The sequence below is a fragment of the Kocuria sp. UCD-OTCP genome, from assembly GCF_000349605.1.
GTDB lineage: Bacteria > Actinomycetota > Actinomycetes > Actinomycetales > Micrococcaceae > Kocuria > Kocuria rosea.
The window spans coordinates 70,043-84,829 of sequence record NZ_KB714684.1; the positions used below are offsets into that span (position 1 = coordinate 70,043).

Genomic DNA, 14,787 nt, shown 5'->3' on the forward strand with positions numbered 1-14,787 from the left:
CCGCGCGGCACCGCGCCCGTCGTCGTCCGGGAATGCCGTGACGTCGCCCGGTGCACCGGCCGAGAATGGCAGCATGCGACGACTGACCTACTTCATCGGCGTCTCGATCGACGGCCGGATCGCCGGCCCGCACGACGAGACCGACTTCTTCCCGCTCTCCGACGCCTACGGCGCCTGGCTGGGCGAGGAGTACCCCGAGACCCTCCCGACCCACGTCCGCACCCACCTCGGCATTGACCACGCGCCACACCGGCACTTCGACACCGTGGTCATGGGCCGGCGCACCTACGAACCGGCCCTGGCGATCGGTGTGGTCAGTCCCTACGCGCACCTGCGCCAGTACGTCGTGTCGACCACGCAGCAGGAGCTCACCCCGGAGGTGACGGTCGTGCGCGAGGACCCGGCCGGGCTCGTGCGCTCGCTCAAGGCCGAGGACTCGCCGTTCGACGTCTGTCTCGTCGGCGGTGCGTCGCTGGCCGCGGCGGTGCTCCCGGAGATCGACCGGGTGGTCGTCAAGCTCTACCCGGTGCTCGCCGGGGCCGGGCGGCCGGCCTTCGACGCCGGGGAGTTCTCGCCCGCCCGGTTCGACCTGACGGACGTCAGCACGTTCGAGGGCGGCCACGTGGTCCTGACCTGGGACCGCCGCCCGGTCGCCTCGTCCTGACCCGTCGGGCACCGCTCCGGGGTCGGCGGGCCGGCTCAGGCCGCGAGCGCGGGCCGGAGGACGGCGTGGGCCCAGGCGCCCAGTGCAGTGGGCGTCGTGGTGAGCGGCTCCCGCGGGTTCTCCGGGGTGAATCCCCGCTGCCCCCGGGACATCCCCAGCACCCCCTCGACCTGCGCGTCGGTGAGGCCGGCCGAGCGCAGGATCCCGGCGACCTCGGCCTCGGCCACCTGGACGGCGGTCAGCGGGCGCCCGAGCGCCTCCCCCACGATCCGGGCGGCCTCGGCGAAGGAGAGGTCTTCGGGCCCGTGCACGCCCTGCGTGTGCCGGCCGGTCCAGTCGGTGGCCAGCAGCCGGACGGCGGCGACGTCCCCGATGTCCCGCGGGTCCACCCAGGGCATCCGGTGATCGACCGGCAGGGTGGTGCTCAGCACCCCGGACCGCACCGACTCGAGATCCAGCAGCAGGTTGGTGAAGAAGTATCCGCAGCGCAGATGGGTGACGTGCGCGCCCGTGGCGTCGAGCAGCTCCTCGGTGCGGGCCAGCCCGTCGATCTCCCCGAACCCGTGCCGGGCCTCGGCGCCGACGCTGCTCTGGAAGACCACCCGCGGCACGGCGTTCCCGGCCACCGCAGCGGCGGCGACCTCGCCCATCCGGGCGTAGCCGGCGACGGGGTCGTCGTCGTCCGTCGGCGGGTTCACCCAGTACAGGGCGTCGGCCCCGGCGGTGGCCCGGGTCACGGCGGCGAGATCGCCCTGGTCCCCCTCGACCACCTCGCACCGGGCCCGCAGGTCCGGGTCCAGGCGGGACGCGCGGCGCACGAGCACGGTGGGCCGCAGCCCGGCCTGCACGAGCAGCCGCACGACGCGGGAGCCCACGTGCCCCGTGGGCGTGGTGACGACGATCCTCATGACGGGTCCCCTCTGCCTCGAGCAGTCCGGTGCTCCCACCACGCTACGACTCCGGCTGCCCCGGCGCACCGGGTTCCGCCGCCGTCCGCACCCGCCGGAGGGTGGCCCGCCCGTAGGGTGGTCCGGACGGCGGGTTCTCCCTCGGTGAAGAGCACGGCCGGCGCCACTCCGCCCAGCAGCGAGGAACGATCATGACTTCCACCGCGTTCACGATCCGACCGGCGACGAGCGAGCGGTTCGACGACGTCGCCACCGTCCTGGGCCCCCGCAACCCCGACTCCGCGGTCTGCTGGTGCCTCACCTACCGGCTCCCCTCCAAGGAGAACCGCGCGCTGACCGGCCGGGAACGGGCGCAGAGGGTCCAGGAGCTGTGCGCCCGGCCGATCCCGCCGGGCGTCCTCGCCTACGACGGCGGGACGGTGGTCGGCTGGTGCGGCGTGGCCCCGCGGGCCGAGCTGCACTCCTTCGCCCACAGCAGGCGCATCCCGCACGTCGACGACCTCCCGGTCTGGGCCGTGTGGTGCTTCCGGGTGCGCGGCGGCCAGCGGGGCCGGGGTGTGGCCCAGGCCCTGCTCGAGGGCGCCGTGGAGCACGCCCGCGGCCACGGCGCGCCGGCCGTCGAGGGCTACCCGGTGGACAACGGGGACCGGAAGGTCGACACCACGATGGCCTATGTCGGCACCCGCGCCATGTTCGAGCGCGCCGGCTTCACCCAGGCCGCCGACACCACCTCGGTCCTCAACGGCTTCCCGCGCGTGCTCATGCGGCTGCCGCTGCGGTGAGCGGCGCCTGAGCGTGGCCCGCACCGGGCACGCGGTCAGGACGCGGGCGCGGCCCGGGGCGGGCGGCTGAAGCGGGCCCGGTAGTCGGTGGGCGAGATCGCGTACCGGCCTACGAAGCTCTGTCGCAGGGCCTCGGCGGAGCCGAACCCGCACCGCTGGGCGATCGCGGCCGCCGGCAACGAGCTGGACTCCAGCAGCCGGGCGGCGGCGTCGGTCCTGGCCTCCCGCACGAACCGGGCCGGCGGCAGGCCCAGGTGCGCGTCGAAGAGGCGGGTGAGGTGGCGGGGGCTGACCCCGACGTGGTCGGCGACGGCCGCGGTGGACAGGTCCGCGTCCAGGTGGGTGGTGATGAACCCGATCGCCTGCTGCACCACGTCGTTGCCTCCTCCGGAGACGCCGGTGAACAGGCTCATCTGGGCCTGGTTGCCCGGCCGCTGCAGGTAGGTCACGAGGTTGCGGGCCACCTGGCGGGCCAGCGGCACGCCGTGGTCGTCCTCGATGAAGGACAGGGTCAGGTCCAGCGCGCTGGTGACCCCGGCCGCGGTGGCGATCCGCCCGTCACGGATGTAGATCGGGTCCGGGTCGACCTCGACCTGCGGATAGCGGCGCGCGAGGTCGGCGGCGAAGCGCCAGTGCGTGGTGGCGCGCCGCCCGTCGAGCAGCCCCGCGGCGGCCAGGACGCTGGCGCCGGTGCACACGGAGGCCACCCGCCGGCTCGTGGCCGCGAGGCGCCGCACGTGCCGCAGGAGGGGCTCGGCGTCGGCGGCGCGGTGGTGGCCGAGGCCGCCCGTCACGATCATCGTGTCGACCGGTCCGAGCACGTGCTCGAGGGCGCCGTCCGCCTGCAGGGTCAGACCGGTCTCGCAGCGGATCGGGACCCCGCGCAGGCTCAGCACCTGCACCCGGTAGGGGTCGCGCGGCCGGCCGATCATGTTGGCCAGGGCCAGGGGCGTGGTGATGCAGGCGATGTCGAGCAGCTCCGCCCCGTCGTAGGCGATCACCGCCGTGGCACGATCAGCCATCAGGTTCCCCTGTCACCCGGTGTGGGACGAGTATCCCAGGATTCCGGACGCAGCGGAGGACGGGCCCGAAGAGTGACGTCCGGCCGCTCCTACCCTCGTGGCATGAACCACCGGCCTCCGTCCGCAACCCTCTCCGCTCCGGCGCCGACATCGTCGGCGCCCCGACCCGTCCGGGCGATCGCACGGCGGTGGCCCGCGATCCTCGGCCTGGCGTTCGCCGCGTTCAACCTCGCCACCGACGACCCGCGCAGCGTCACAGCCGTGCTCCTGGTGCTGGTGCTGGCGACGACGGGGTACGTGGTGATCGCCGTGCTCGTCCGTCCCCGCTGGTCCTGGCCGGTGCTCGCCGTCCTGGTCGTCCTCGTGGTCACCGCCCGGCTCGCCGGGGCGGGGCCGGTCGTCGAACTGGCCGCCATGACCGCGGTCGTGCTGGGCGCCGTCGTCGTCGGCGCGGTCCGGGGCACCTTCTCGCGGCCCGGGGCCTATCGCTGGCAGCCGTTCGCCGCCGTGGGGTTCATGGCGCTCGGACTCGGTGCGCTCTGGCTCTCCCCGGAGGCCGGGCGCGTGCTGGTCGCTGCCGGCCTGATCGGCCACGCCGCGTGGGACCTGGTGCACTGGCACCGCCACGAGGTGGTCTCGCGGTCGCTGGCCGAGTGGTGCGGTGCCCTCGATCTCGCCCTCGGGGTCGGCGTCCTCGCTCTCGCCCTCGCCGGATGAGCCCGGTGGCTGTCTTCGCCCTGGTCCACGCCGCGGCGGTGGACGCCTGGTACTGGCACCTGCTGAGCGCCGAGCTCCGGGCCCGTGGTCATGACGTGGTCGCGGCCGATCTGCCGGTCGACGACGACGCCGCCGGGCTGTCCGAGTACACGGCGACCGTGGTCGAGGCGCTGGGCACCCGCCGGGACGCCGTGGTGGTCGGGCACTCGTTCGGCGGGTTCACGGCGCCGCTCGTGGCGGAACGGGTCTCGGCCGCTCTGCTGGTCATGCTCCAGGCGCAGATCCCGGCTCCCGGCGAGGCCCCCGGGGACTGGTGGGGGAACACCGGCCACGCCCAGGCCTGGCAGCGGCAGGACGCGCTCGACGGGCGGGACCCCGCCGCGCCGGTGGATCCGCTGGACCTCATGCTCCACGACACACCGGCCGGGCTCGCCCAGGAGCTCCTCCGCCACCAGCGCGAGCAGTCGGCCACCCCGTTCGAGGCGCCCTGGCCGATGGCCTCCTGGCCGGCGGTTCCCACCCGGGTGCTGCTGAGCCGCGGCGACCGGTTCCTGCCGCTGGAGTTCATGCGTCGCGTCACCCGGGACCGTCTGCGCCTCGAACCGGACGTGATGCCCGGCGACCACTGCCCGATGCTCGGGCACCCCGCGGAACTGGCCGACCGGCTGGTCGCCTACCACCGGTCCCTCGGGGCCACGACACCCGGTGCGCGCACGTCACACCGCGGACCGCCGCCTCCCCGCAGGAGTCCCGATGACGACACTCATCACCCCTGACCTCGTCCTGATGGAGCACCGGGACCGTCTCGCCGCGGCCGAGCGCGCCCGGCGGACCCGTCCCGGTCCGGACCGGGACGGGGCGGCAGCGGCCGTCAGCGGCCCCGACGCTCGTGGAACTGCAGCCGGTGCCCGTCCGGCGCGTCGACGGTGGCGTAGGTCCCCCACGGCTCGCTGACCGGATCGGACACCGTGGCACCTCTGGAGCGCAGCTCCGCCACGGTCGCCGCGACGTCGTCGGCGGTGAAGGTCAGGTGGGCGCCCTCGCCGGGGTCCTTGCCGGAGGCCGAGGCCGCCGACAGGACGATCGACGTCTGCGCGCCGTGGGGCCGGACCTCGATCCAGCGAGCGCCCCCGCCCATGTCGGCGTCCGTCACGAGGTCGAACCTCAGGGTGTCCCGGTAGAACGCCAGGGCCTCGTCCTGGTCGCCGACGTACAGCACCGCCGCCGCCACGTTCGTGATCATGAGTTCCTCCTGTGTCAGCTCTTCCTCATGGACAGGTGAGGTCGACCGGCCTCACGGCCCCATCATGGCGGGCCGCTCACGCCCGTGTGCCGTAGACGAGCGCGACGGTCCCGAGGTCCGTCCTGGCGACCGATCTCAGCACGAGCCGGCGCGGGACCGGCAGCTCGCCGAACAGCCGCTTGCCGGATCCAAGCAGCAGTGGGTGGACGAACAGCCGGATCTCGTCGACCAGGTCCTCCGCGAGCAGCTCCCGGCAGAGCACGCCGCTGCCCAGCACTGCGATGTCCCCGTCCTCGCCCGCTCTCAGCCCCCGCACGGCGTCGACGACGTCCGTCGAGAGGATCCGTGTCCCCGGCCACGCGGCCTCGGTCAGGGTCCGGGAGGCCACGTACTTGGGGGTGGCGTTCAGATGCGCGGCCACGGGGTCGTCGGCCGGCTGGTGGGGCCAGAACGCGGCCATCTTCTCGTAGGTCCGGCGCCCGAAAAGGTAGCTCGAGGTCCTCGCGAACCCCGCGGATGCGGTGACCTGGTGGACGCTCCCGGCGTAGGGGGCGCCCCAGCCGCCGTGCACGAACCCGCCCTCCGGGTCCTCCCCGGGTGACCCCAGCCCTTGCATGACTCCGTCGACCGTCAGAAACTCGATCATGACCAGCGCGCCCATCATGGGGTCCTCTCCTCGTCCTCCTCCGACGGTAGGACTCCGGGGCCGAGGGTGTCTTGAAGAAAGCGGCACGGCACAGAGGGCAGACGTGAGCGGGTCCGCGCCGACGGTCCTCCGGCACGCCGTGCCGCCTCGGCTGCGGGGGCTGGTGGCGGGGATCGTGGGCCATGACGAACTCGCTCCGCCGGGAGGGCGGTCCCGGGTGCAGCCGGCCGGCAGCTTCCTGGTGCTGGAGATCTCCTTCACCTCACCGCTGCACGTCCGGGCGCTTCCCGCGGGAGCGGAGACGGCCCACGGTGCTTTCCTCGCCGGGCTGATGCCCGGTCCGGTGCGCACGGTCTTCTTCGACCGGCACGCGTCCGTGCAGATCTATCTGACCCCACCGGGCGCCTGCCGGCTGCTGGGCATGCCGGGCCGGGAGACCGCCGGGCACGTCCTGCCCTTGGCGGACCTGGTGCCGCGGTGGGGCCACGACCTGCCCGACCGGCTCGCCGAGGCGCCGGGCTGGCCCCAGCGCTTCGCGATCGTGGTCGGGGAACTGGTGCGGCTCGCCGGGGCAGGGGCACCGGCCGATGCCCTGGTGGAGTGGACGTGGTCGGAGCTGCAGCGGACGGGCGGACAGGCGCGGATCGCGGAGCTGGCACGGCGCTCGGGCTGGAGCGTGCGGCACGTGCGCGCGCGCTTCGACGAGGTGACCGGCGTCCCGCCCAAGGTCGCAGCACAGGTCATCCGGTTCGAGCGTCTGCACGCGGAGCTGGGGAGCCGGAGTCTCGGGGCGCTCGCCGTCCGGCACGGCCTCTCGGACCAGAGCCACCTCACCCGGGAGGTGCGGCGCTTCGCGGGCGAGTCGCCCCTTGCCCTCGCGCGGGCACGGCGGCCCACCGCGTTCACCCTGCTCGGGACACGCCCTCTTCCCTCCCCGTCCTCGCAGACGGTGTGACGAGTCCTGCCTCGACCGCGGAGCGTCACACTCGGCCCTCCCCTTCCCCGGATTGACCGCGCGGCCTATATTTTGACCATGCGGTCAAACGAGGCGTCGGGTGACTCCCCGACCTTCACGGAGACGGCCCGCCGGGCCCAGATCCTGGCGTGCGCGATCGAGGCCATCGCCGAGTCCGGGTACGGACGGGCCTCCCTGGCCGAGATCGCCCGCCGCGCCGGCGTGAGCAAGGGCGTGGTCTCCTACTACTTCACGTCCAAGGACGAGCTGCTGGCCCAGGTGGTGGTCGACGTCTACCGCCGCGCCGGGGCCGCCATCGCGGCCCGGACCGACGCCGAGACCGACCCCTCGGCGGTGCTGACCGCCTACGTGGAGGCGAACCTCGCCTTCCTGGGCCGGCATCCGACGGACATCCGGGCGGTCACCGAGATCGTGATGAACCTGCGCGCCCCGGACGGCGCCCCCCGGTTCGCCCCGTCCGGGGCCGACCCGGTGCTGGCCCACCTGGAGCGCCTGCTGCGCGACGGGCAGGAGACCGGGGTCTTCCGGGACTTCGACGCCCACGCCCTGGCGATCCTCGTCCGCGGGGCGATCGACACCGCCTCCGGGCGGCTGGTCACCGACCCGGACTTCGACCTGGGCACCTACACCCGCGAGCTCGTCTCCGTGGTCGGGCTCGCGACCCGGAAGAGACCCTGAGGAGAGCGCTGTGAGCGTCCCGGACCCCACCCCGCGGCCGACCGTTCCACCTGCCGGGGCGCCGCCCGACCGGCACCCGGCGCCGGCCGGCGGGGCGCCGGCCGGGACGCCGGCGCGCTGCCGGCGCCATCCGCTGGTGGGACTGCTGGGCGCGGGCCTGGTCCTGCCCTTCGCCCTGTACTACGGACTGCGGCTGGCCGGGGCGGAGCCCTGGGTGGCGCTGGTGCTCGGCGGGCTCGCCCCGCTGCTGCGCGTGCTGGGTGCCGCGGCCCGCACCCGCCGGCTGGACCGGCTCGGGGCCTTCACCCTGTCCGTGCTGGCCCTCAACACCGCCGTGGGGCTGATCACGGCCGACGCCCGGCTGCTGATGGCCCTGGGCGGCTGGCTCACCGCGCTGCTGGGCGCGTGGCTGCTGACGAGCCTCGCCGGCGGCCGGTCCGCGCTCTTCGACGCCACCGTGGCCCTGATGCCCGCCGAGGCCGCCGCCCGCTGGAGGCACGACTGGGAGCACGACCCCGTGTTCCGCCGGATCTTCCGGACGATGACAGCGGGGTGGGGAGCCGCCTTCCTGATCGCGACCGGCGCCCGAGCGGTCATGGCCTACACCCTGCCCGTCGACGCGGTCCCGGCCGCCGCCGCGGCGCTGCTGCTGGTGCTGCTGGTCGCCGTCGTCCAGGGCGGCAAGGCGTACGGGCGGCGGCACCTGGGCCCGCCCACCGCGCCGGCCACGGCGGCCGGGTCGCCCCCGGTGCCCGGCGGCCCGGGCGCCCGGAGCGGACCGGACGGTGACCTGGGCCTTTGACGCCACGTTGCGCTCCCAGGGGACCGCGAGGTGTGAGAGTTCCCACTCGGCCTGTGCTTTCCCGGGTGGGTCCGGATAATGGGGAAGGCTGGCCCGAGCATCGTCGCGGGGATCAGCACCCCCTTCCCCGCAACCGAAGCAGGACAGCATGACTCTGGAAAAACCACGCACCGAGGCTCCCGCGGCCGAGGACCATCCGCAGGCACCGGCCGAGGAGCAGCCCGAGAAGAAGAGCCCGGCCCTGAACATCCCGGGCCTGCTCGCCGGCGCCGCCACCGCGGCGACCATGTCCGTGATCGGCGGCCACCTCAGCGTCGTCGGCACCGTCCTCGGCGCCGCGCTGACCAGCATCGTCTCCGGCATCGCCATCGTGCTCTACTCGGCCTCGCTCGAGAAGAGCCGCCGGGGCCTGAAGAAGGTGAAGAGCACCGTGGCCCAGCGCGTGCTCGCCCGCCCCGGCCTGGACGCCTCCGAGTCGGACGGCAGCACCGCCGTGGCCGCCGGCAGCCGCTGGACCGCCCTGCGCCCGCGCCTGAAGCCCATCCTGGTCTCCACCGGTGCCGTCCTCGGCCTCGCGGTCGCGGCGATCTTCGGCATCCAGGCGCTCACCGGCACCGAGCTCTCCGGGGGCACGGGCACGATCCAGCGCACCGTGACCGGCAGCGAGTCGGTCTCCGTGCGCAGCGACGTCGCCCCCGCCCCGGCCGAGGACCCGGCCGCCGGCACCGGCGAGGTGGCCCCCGCCGAGGGGACCGTCCCCGACGCGGAGGTCACCGTGGCCCCGGGCGGAGTCGTCCCGGGCGAGGTCGCCCCCGCGGACGAGGCGGTGACCGAGGACGACACCACGACCGGCGGCACCCTCCCGGACACGAGCGGCCAGGAGGCGGAGAGCGGGCAGACCGACACCGTCCAGCCGGGTGCCGGTGCGGCCGCCGAGCAGGCCGTGCCGGGCGCCGACGCCGGGGCAGTGCCCGCGGCGCCGTAGCCGGCAGCACACCGGAAGGACCGGGGCGGGGACGTGGACACCACGTCCCCGCCCCTTCCCGTGCCGGCTCCTGTTCCTGGACCCAGGCCGCGCCATCTTTCGTCATGTTCGCCTGTTGCCCCTGACCAGGCCCGATGTTGGCGCGGCCCCCACGAGGTCTGGACTTAAGTCGACTGACATATGTCCCGAAAGGCACCTAACTTGGCCTCATCCCGGCTGCGGTCGCAGGCGGGAGGCGATCGACGAAGGGGATGACAGTGGCAGGGGTTCGAGAGGTTCGCGGAAATCAGGTGGCGCAGTGGCTGACGGTCGCGGCCGTCATGCTGTTCGTCGCCAACGGCGCCGTCCTGGCCCTGGGGTCCCAGGCCTACGGGTGGGCCACGCTGCTGTTCGCGGCGGCCGCGTACTTCGCGGTGTCCACCGGGATCGTGGGACGCCCCCTGCGACAGCACTGACCCGCCGGCACCGAGGTGCCGGTCCTGACCCGCCGACGGAGCGTCGGTCCGGCACACCGGTCGTGCCGGGCCGTCGCTCCGTCGTCGTCCCGGCGGCGGTTCCGGGGCGCGAATGCCGCTGCCCAGGAGTGGCGCAGTCCGAGGCCCGGAGGGACACGGTCCGGCTGGTATCGTCCCTGAGGTCCACCCATGTGCACCCAGCGAGGACCACCATGTCGCGCTCCCCTGCCCCGCGGACGATCTCCGCCGACGCAGAACCTGCTTCCGCCCCGACGACCACGCCGACGACCACGACCCCCGCCCCGGACCGCTCGACCGCGGCACCCGGTGCCCGGAGCCGGCCCTCCGCGGTCGACACCGGCTGGATGCTCGGCCTGTTCGGCACCGCCATCGGCGCGGGCATCCTCTTCCTCCCGATCAACGCGGGGGCCGGCGGCCTGTGGCCGCTGCTCGTGGTGACCGTCCTCATCGGGCCGATGACCTACCTGTCCCACCGGGCCCTCGCACGCTTCGTCTGCGCCTCGCCGCGGAAGGGCGAGGACATCACGGTCGTGGCCCGCGACTACTTCGGGGAGGGCGCCGGGCGGGTGATCACCGTCCTGTACTTCCTCGCGATCTACCCCATCGTCCTGATCTACGGGGTGGGCATCACCAACACGGTCGAGAGCCTGCTGGTCAACCAGCTGGGTGTGCCGCCGGTGCCCCGCGTGCTGCTCTCCGGGGTGCTGATCGCCCTGATGATGCTGGTCATGGTCGCCGGTCAGCGCCTCATGCTCGCCGTGACCCGGTGGCTGGTCTACCCGCTGATCCTCGCCCTGCTGGGGGTGACGGTCTATCTCGTCCCCACCTGGCAGGTGGGCGACCTCGCCGTGGTGCCGTCCGCCGGCGAGCTCACGCTGTCGGTGTGGCTGATCATCCCGGTGCTGGTGTTCGCGTTCAACCACTCCCCCGCGATCTCGCAGTTCTCCCTGGCGATGCAGCGCGAGCACGGGACGGACGCGCCCGCGGCGGCGTCCCGCGTGCTGCGCCGCACCACGGTCCTGCTGGTGCTGTTCACCATGGGCTTCGTCTGGTCCTGCGTCCTGTCCCTGGGCGCCACCGGGCTGCAGGAGGCCCGGGAGGCCAACCTCCCGGTGCTCTCCCACCTGGCCAACGTGCAGGACAACCCCTGGATCGGCTACCTCGGCCCCGCCGTGGCGATCGTGGCGATCGTCTCCTCGTTCTTCGGCCACTACCTGGGCGCCAGCGAGGGCGCTGCGGGGATCGTGCGCAGCATGCTGCCCGCACGGATCCGGCAGCCGCAGGACCGGACGCTGCGCCGGGGGATCGCGGTCTTCATCTTCCTCACCACGTGGGCGGCCGCGGTGCTCAACCCGAGCATCCTGTCCCTCATCGAGTCCCTGGCCGGGCCCGTCATCGCCGTGATCCTGTACCTGATGCCGATGTACGCCGTGCGCCGGATCCCGGCGCTGGCGCCCTACCGGGGGCAGCTCTCCAACGTGTTCGTGACCGTCGCCGGGCTCGTGGCCATCAGCGGCATCCTCTTCACCCTCGTCCGCTGAGCCCCCGGCCCCGGGCGGGACGTCCCCGATAGACTGGGGGCCGCACACCGACCCGGTTCGAGACCGGTGCTACCGCCGGAGGAACATGGCCCGCAACCCCACTGCCGCCGATGTCGCGCGCGAGGCCGGGGTCTCCCGGAGCGCGGTCTCGATGGTCCTCAACAACAACGCCGACGGCAACGTCTCGCCCACCGCCCAGCAGCGGATCCGGGAGGCCGTGCAGCGGCTCGGATACGTGCCGAACGCGGTGGCGGTCGCCCTGCAGAGCCAGCGCACCAACACCATCGGCGTGATCACCGACGAGATCGTGACCAGTCCCTTCGCCGGCCGGATCATCAGCGGCGCAGGTTCCGTCGCCCGCCCGGCGGGCTACGTGCTGACCGTGGCCGACACGGAAGGGGTGCCGGGGCGCGACCTCGAGCTCGCCGAGGCCCTGATCCACCGGCACGTCGACGGGCTGGTCTACGCCACGGGCGGCCTCGTGGAGCTGGACCCGCCCGAGCCGCTGCTGCACCGCCCCGCCGTGCTCGCCAACTGCTACGACCCGCAGGAGCGGCTCGCCGCGGTGATCCCGGACGAGGTGACCGGGATGCGCCGTGCCACCGAGCACGTGCTCGGCCTGGGGCACCGCCGGATCGCCCTGCTGACCGGCACGTCCGACTCGCCGGCCACGCCGCTGCGCCGGCAGGGCTTCGAAGCGGCCTGCGCGGAGTTCGGCCGCGAGGGCCTGCGGCTCACGGTCGAGCCGACCGGCTGGGAGATCCAGGACGGCTACCGGGCGGCGCAGCGGCTGCTCGCCCTGCCCGAGCCGCCGACGGCGGTCCTCGCGTCCAACGACCGCACCGCCACGGGCGTGCTGCTCTGCGCGGCGGCGTCCGGCCTGCGGATCCCGGAGGACCTCTCCCTCGTGGGGGTCGACGACCAGCAGAGCGTGGCCGATCAGCTCGTCCCCGCGCTGACGACCGTCGCCCTGCCGCATTTGCGGATCGGGGCGCGCGCCGTGGAGCTGCTCCTGGAGCAGCTCCACGGCCTCGAGGTCCCGCCCGCGGTGGAGCGCATCGACTGCCCGCTGATCGTCAGGGCGTCGACGGGCCCAGCGCCCACCCGGTGACCGCGCCCGGCTCGACCGCCGCGCACCAGGTCTCGCCGTCCTGCGGATAGGCCCGGAGGGTGTGGGAGGGCCCGTCCTGCGCGTAGACCTCCACCAGGGAGCCGTCGACCACGACCGTCCCCGCGCGCCCCGACCAGACCTCGCGCTCGCCGGCGGGACCGCGCAGCAGCAGGCGCACGGCGGCGTCCGGGCCCGTGGCGCGGAGCTCGGCGGCGTCCGGCAGCTCGACCGTCCCGTCCGCGGACGCCGGCTCGAGGGGCTCGCGCCGGTGCCCCGCGCACTCGGCTGCGGGGGCCGCGACGAGGACGTCGCCGTCCAGGCGGAGCTCGCGCGGCCAGGTGAGCAGACCGGCCCACCCCTCCTCGTCGCTGACCTCCTCCGGCCGCGTCTCCCACGACCAGCCCCACAGGAGGGTGCGGTCCTCCAGGGCCAGCACCTGGGGCGCGTAGAAGGCCGGCCCCGTGTCCACGGCGCCACAGGCCTCGGGGGTGAAGCGGGGGGCGGCTCCCCGGGCCCGGGCCCCGTCGTCGTCGTTGTCGTTGTCGTTATCGGGGTCCGCGTCCATGTGCCCGACGATGTAGCGCACGTCCTGCAGCCGGCCCGACCCGTCCTCCTGGCGCATCCACCGGGAGACGATCAGCACCCAGCGGGACACCTCGCCCTCGACCACCTCGAAGATCTGGGGGCACTCCCAGATCGAGGCGTCGAGGTCAGCGCTGAGCACGGGGTGGTCCGAGGTCAGCCACACGCCCAGGTAGGTCCAGTGCGCCAGGTCGGCGGCGTCGTAGAGCAGGATCGCCGCCCGGCCGTCGGCCAGCCCCGCGCCCTGGAGGGCGTACCGCCGCCCCGCCCAGCGGAAGAGGAACGGGTCGCGCACCGCGACGACGTCGGGGTCCGCGGGCATCTCCGCCGCCGTGACGCCCTCCTGCCGCCAGGACCGCAGGTCCTCCGAGCCGGTGGCCAGCGTCACGCGGGACCGGTCGTCGCCGGCCTCGACACCGCTGTAGACCGCCACCGGGCGCCCCTCGTCGACGGTGAGCACCCCGGACCAGCAGCCGAACGCGTCGGGGCCGTGCTGCTGCGGGCGCAGGGCCACCGGCTCCTCCTGCCACGTCACCAGGTCCGGTGAGGACAGGTGCCCCCACTGGATGGCGTCGTGGCGCGCGGAGCCGGGGTTGTACTGGAAGAACACGTGCCAGGTGCCGTCGACCCGGCACAGCCCGTTGGGGTCGTTGAGCCAGCCCCGGGCCGGCCGGGGGTGGGTGCGGGGGAAGGCCCGGCCGGTGGGCAGGACGGCGGAGGCGGTGCTGGGAGAGAGGGTCATTTGCTGCTTCCTGCGGTGAGGCCCTCGCGCAGATAGCGCTGCCCGAAGACGAAGACGATGAGTGCGGGGATCATGGAGATCACGACGCCGGCCAGGACCACGGAGATGGAGCCCGTGCCCAGGTTCCCCTGCAGGGACACGAGGCCCAGGGGGAGGGTGAAGTTCTGCTCCGAGATGGTCAGGATGAGTGGCCGGAAGAACTCGTTCCAGTGGTAGTTGAACGCCAGGATGCCCACGATGGCCATGCCCGGCAGGGACAGCGGCGCGTAGATGGAGAAGAAGGTCCGCCAGGGGCTCGCCCCGTCCAGGGCGGCGGCCTCCGCGAAGTCGTTGGGCAGCCCCATGAAGTACTGGCGCATCAGGAACGTGCCGAACGCGGTGGGGATGGCCGGGATGATCAGCGCCAGGAGGGTGTCGGCCAGGCCCATGCCGCGGACCAGCATGAACACGGGCACGATCGTCACCTGGACCGGGACCATCATGGTGGCCAGGACCACGCCGAACATCAGCCCGGAGCCCCGGAAGCGCATGCGGGCGAAGACGTACCCGGCCATGGCCGCCGTCAGCATCTGCCCGGCGGCGATGAGGGCGGTGACCAGCGCGCTGTTGAGGACGAGCCGCACCAGGTCGATCTGCCGGGCGACCTCGGCGTAGGCCGTGGTGTCCGGGTCGGTCGGGAAGAACTTGGGCGGGAGGTCGAAGGCCTCGCTGGGGCTTCGCAGCGACGTCGACAGGGTCCACATGACGGGTCCCAGGACCGCGACGGCGGCGACCAGCAGGAAGAGGAAGCCGGCGACGCGTCCCGGGGTGGGCAGCCCCCGGCGCCGACGACGGCGGGGCGCGGAGCCGGCCGTCCGGGACGGGGTGTGAGCGGGTGCAGACATGAGGTGGTCCTTCGTCGGTCGGGAGAGC

At 74.0% G+C, this 14,787-nt stretch carries 17 protein-coding genes; 11 read left to right on the top strand and 6 right to left on the bottom strand.

The genetic code is table 11. The annotated features are described in order from the left end of the window. Positions 1-73 precede the first annotated feature (73 nt). The gene (locus H488_RS35055; protein WP_017834940.1) at positions 74-664 is read left to right on the top strand and encodes a dihydrofolate reductase family protein; all 591 of its coding nucleotides are present in this window, start codon (positions 74-76) and stop codon (positions 662-664) included. Positions 665-699: 35 nt separating this feature from the next. On the opposite strand, the gene H488_RS35060 is transcribed toward H488_RS35055, so the two are convergent. Then, the gene (locus H488_RS35060; RefSeq protein WP_017834941.1) at positions 700-1,572 is read right to left on the bottom strand and encodes an NAD(P)H-binding protein; all 873 of its coding nucleotides are present in this window, start codon (positions 1,570-1,572) and stop codon (positions 700-702) included. A 191-nt stretch (positions 1,573-1,763) separates the two neighbouring features. Between H488_RS35060 and H488_RS35065 the strand changes: the two genes are divergently transcribed. Further along, positions 1,764-2,354: a GNAT family N-acetyltransferase gene (locus tag H488_RS35065; protein ID WP_017834942.1), complete on the top strand. Its 591-nt coding sequence runs from the start codon at positions 1,764-1,766 to the stop codon at positions 2,352-2,354. Positions 2,355-2,389: 35 nt separating this feature from the next. Here the strand turns inward: H488_RS35065 and H488_RS35070 are convergent, their stop codons facing one another. Further along, a complete protein-coding gene (locus H488_RS35070) occupies positions 2,390-3,376 on the bottom strand; it encodes a GlxA family transcriptional regulator (RefSeq protein ID WP_035923709.1) in 987 nt (328 codons plus the stop codon). A gap of 102 nt (positions 3,377-3,478) precedes the next feature. Here H488_RS35070 and H488_RS35075 point away from each other — a divergent pair, with 102 nt between their 5' ends. Beyond that, entirely contained in the window at positions 3,479-4,093 is a 615-nt protein-coding gene (locus H488_RS35075; RefSeq protein ID WP_017834944.1) for a hypothetical protein, read from the top strand. Then, a complete protein-coding gene (locus tag H488_RS35080) occupies positions 4,090-4,869 on the top strand; it encodes an alpha/beta fold hydrolase (protein WP_081615864.1) in 780 nt (259 codons plus the stop codon). Before H488_RS35075 ends, H488_RS35080 begins: the two co-directional genes overlap by 4 nt. 95 nt (positions 4,870-4,964) lie before the next feature. Here the strand turns inward: H488_RS35080 and H488_RS35085 are convergent, their stop codons facing one another. Both H488_RS35085 and H488_RS35090 read right to left on the bottom strand, forming a co-directional pair. Continuing rightward, positions 4,965-5,336 carry a VOC family protein gene (locus H488_RS35085; protein ID WP_017834946.1) on the bottom strand — a complete coding sequence of 124 codons (372 nt, stop codon included), beginning with the start codon at positions 5,334-5,336 and terminating at the stop codon, positions 4,965-4,967. Between the two features lie 76 nt (positions 5,337-5,412). Beyond that, a complete protein-coding gene (locus H488_RS35090) occupies positions 5,413-6,000 on the bottom strand; it encodes a dihydrofolate reductase family protein (protein ID WP_017834947.1) in 588 nt (195 codons plus the stop codon). Positions 6,001-6,085: 85 nt separating this feature from the next. Here H488_RS35090 and H488_RS35095 point away from each other — a divergent pair, with 85 nt between their 5' ends. The 7 genes from H488_RS35095 to H488_RS35115 all read left to right on the top strand — a co-directional run bounded on the left by H488_RS35095 (position 6,086) and on the right by H488_RS35115 (position 12,551). Then, the gene (locus H488_RS35095) at positions 6,086-6,937 is read left to right on the top strand and encodes a helix-turn-helix domain-containing protein (protein ID WP_158279183.1); all 852 of its coding nucleotides are present in this window, start codon (positions 6,086-6,088) and stop codon (positions 6,935-6,937) included. 78 nt (positions 6,938-7,015) lie between these two features. After that, positions 7,016-7,636 carry a TetR/AcrR family transcriptional regulator gene (locus H488_RS35100; protein ID WP_017834949.1) on the top strand — a complete coding sequence of 207 codons (621 nt, stop codon included), beginning with the start codon at positions 7,016-7,018 and terminating at the stop codon, positions 7,634-7,636. Positions 7,637-7,646: 10 nt separating this feature from the next. Continuing rightward, the gene (locus tag H488_RS0119270) at positions 7,647-8,438 is read left to right on the top strand and encodes a VC0807 family protein (protein WP_150110419.1); all 792 of its coding nucleotides are present in this window, start codon (positions 7,647-7,649) and stop codon (positions 8,436-8,438) included. Between the two features lie 148 nt (positions 8,439-8,586). Continuing rightward, positions 8,587-9,423, top strand: a complete 837-nt coding sequence (locus H488_RS37560) for a hypothetical protein (protein ID WP_017834951.1) — start codon at positions 8,587-8,589, stop codon at positions 9,421-9,423. 290 nt (positions 9,424-9,713) lie between these two features. Continuing rightward, entirely contained in the window at positions 9,714-9,878 is a 165-nt protein-coding gene (locus H488_RS37565; protein ID WP_017834952.1) for a hypothetical protein, read from the top strand. Between the two features lie 212 nt (positions 9,879-10,090). Beyond that, positions 10,091-11,440: a hypothetical protein gene (locus H488_RS35110; protein ID WP_017834953.1), complete on the top strand. Its 1,350-nt coding sequence runs from the start codon at positions 10,091-10,093 to the stop codon at positions 11,438-11,440. A gap of 85 nt (positions 11,441-11,525) precedes the next feature. Next, the gene (locus H488_RS35115) at positions 11,526-12,551 is read left to right on the top strand and encodes a LacI family DNA-binding transcriptional regulator (RefSeq protein ID WP_017834954.1); all 1,026 of its coding nucleotides are present in this window, start codon (positions 11,526-11,528) and stop codon (positions 12,549-12,551) included. Here H488_RS35115 and H488_RS35120 read toward each other — a convergent pair. Beyond that, entirely contained in the window at positions 12,517-13,875 is a 1,359-nt protein-coding gene (locus H488_RS35120) for a glycoside hydrolase family 32 protein (RefSeq protein WP_017834955.1), read from the bottom strand. The genes H488_RS35115 and H488_RS35120 overlap by 35 nt on opposite strands. After that, positions 13,872-14,759, bottom strand: a complete 888-nt coding sequence (locus H488_RS35125; RefSeq protein WP_017834956.1) for a carbohydrate ABC transporter permease — start codon at positions 14,757-14,759, stop codon at positions 13,872-13,874. The genes H488_RS35120 and H488_RS35125 overlap by 4 nt, the downstream gene beginning before the upstream one ends. Between the last annotated feature and the right edge of the window lie 28 nt (positions 14,760-14,787).

Coding starts and splice junctions, on each gene's coding strand:
- H488_RS35120 (WP_017834955.1), bottom strand. CDS start 13,875: ATGACCCTCTCTCCCAGCACCGCCTCCGCCGTCCTGCCCACCGGCCGG.
- H488_RS35070 (WP_035923709.1), bottom strand. CDS start 3,376: ATGGCTGATCGTGCCACGGCGGTGATCGCCTACGACGGGGCGGAGCTG.
- H488_RS35075 (WP_017834944.1), top strand. CDS start 3,479: ATGAACCACCGGCCTCCGTCCGCAACCCTCTCCGCTCCGGCGCCGACA.
- H488_RS35110 (WP_017834953.1), top strand. CDS start 10,091: ATGTCGCGCTCCCCTGCCCCGCGGACGATCTCCGCCGACGCAGAACCT.
- H488_RS37560 (WP_017834951.1), top strand. CDS start 8,587: ATGACTCTGGAAAAACCACGCACCGAGGCTCCCGCGGCCGAGGACCAT.
- H488_RS35080 (WP_081615864.1), top strand. CDS start 4,090: ATGAGCCCGGTGGCTGTCTTCGCCCTGGTCCACGCCGCGGCGGTGGAC.
- H488_RS35100 (WP_017834949.1), top strand. CDS start 7,016: ATGCGGTCAAACGAGGCGTCGGGTGACTCCCCGACCTTCACGGAGACG.
- H488_RS35085 (WP_017834946.1), bottom strand. CDS start 5,336: ATGATCACGAACGTGGCGGCGGCGGTGCTGTACGTCGGCGACCAGGAC.
- H488_RS35065 (WP_017834942.1), top strand. CDS start 1,764: ATGACTTCCACCGCGTTCACGATCCGACCGGCGACGAGCGAGCGGTTC.
- H488_RS35060 (WP_017834941.1), bottom strand. CDS start 1,572: ATGAGGATCGTCGTCACCACGCCCACGGGGCACGTGGGCTCCCGCGTC.
- H488_RS35125 (WP_017834956.1), bottom strand. CDS start 14,759: ATGTCTGCACCCGCTCACACCCCGTCCCGGACGGCCGGCTCCGCGCCC.
- H488_RS35115 (WP_017834954.1), top strand. CDS start 11,526: ATGGCCCGCAACCCCACTGCCGCCGATGTCGCGCGCGAGGCCGGGGTC.
- H488_RS35090 (WP_017834947.1), bottom strand. CDS start 6,000: ATGATGGGCGCGCTGGTCATGATCGAGTTTCTGACGGTCGACGGAGTC.
- H488_RS35055 (WP_017834940.1), top strand. CDS start 74: ATGCGACGACTGACCTACTTCATCGGCGTCTCGATCGACGGCCGGATC.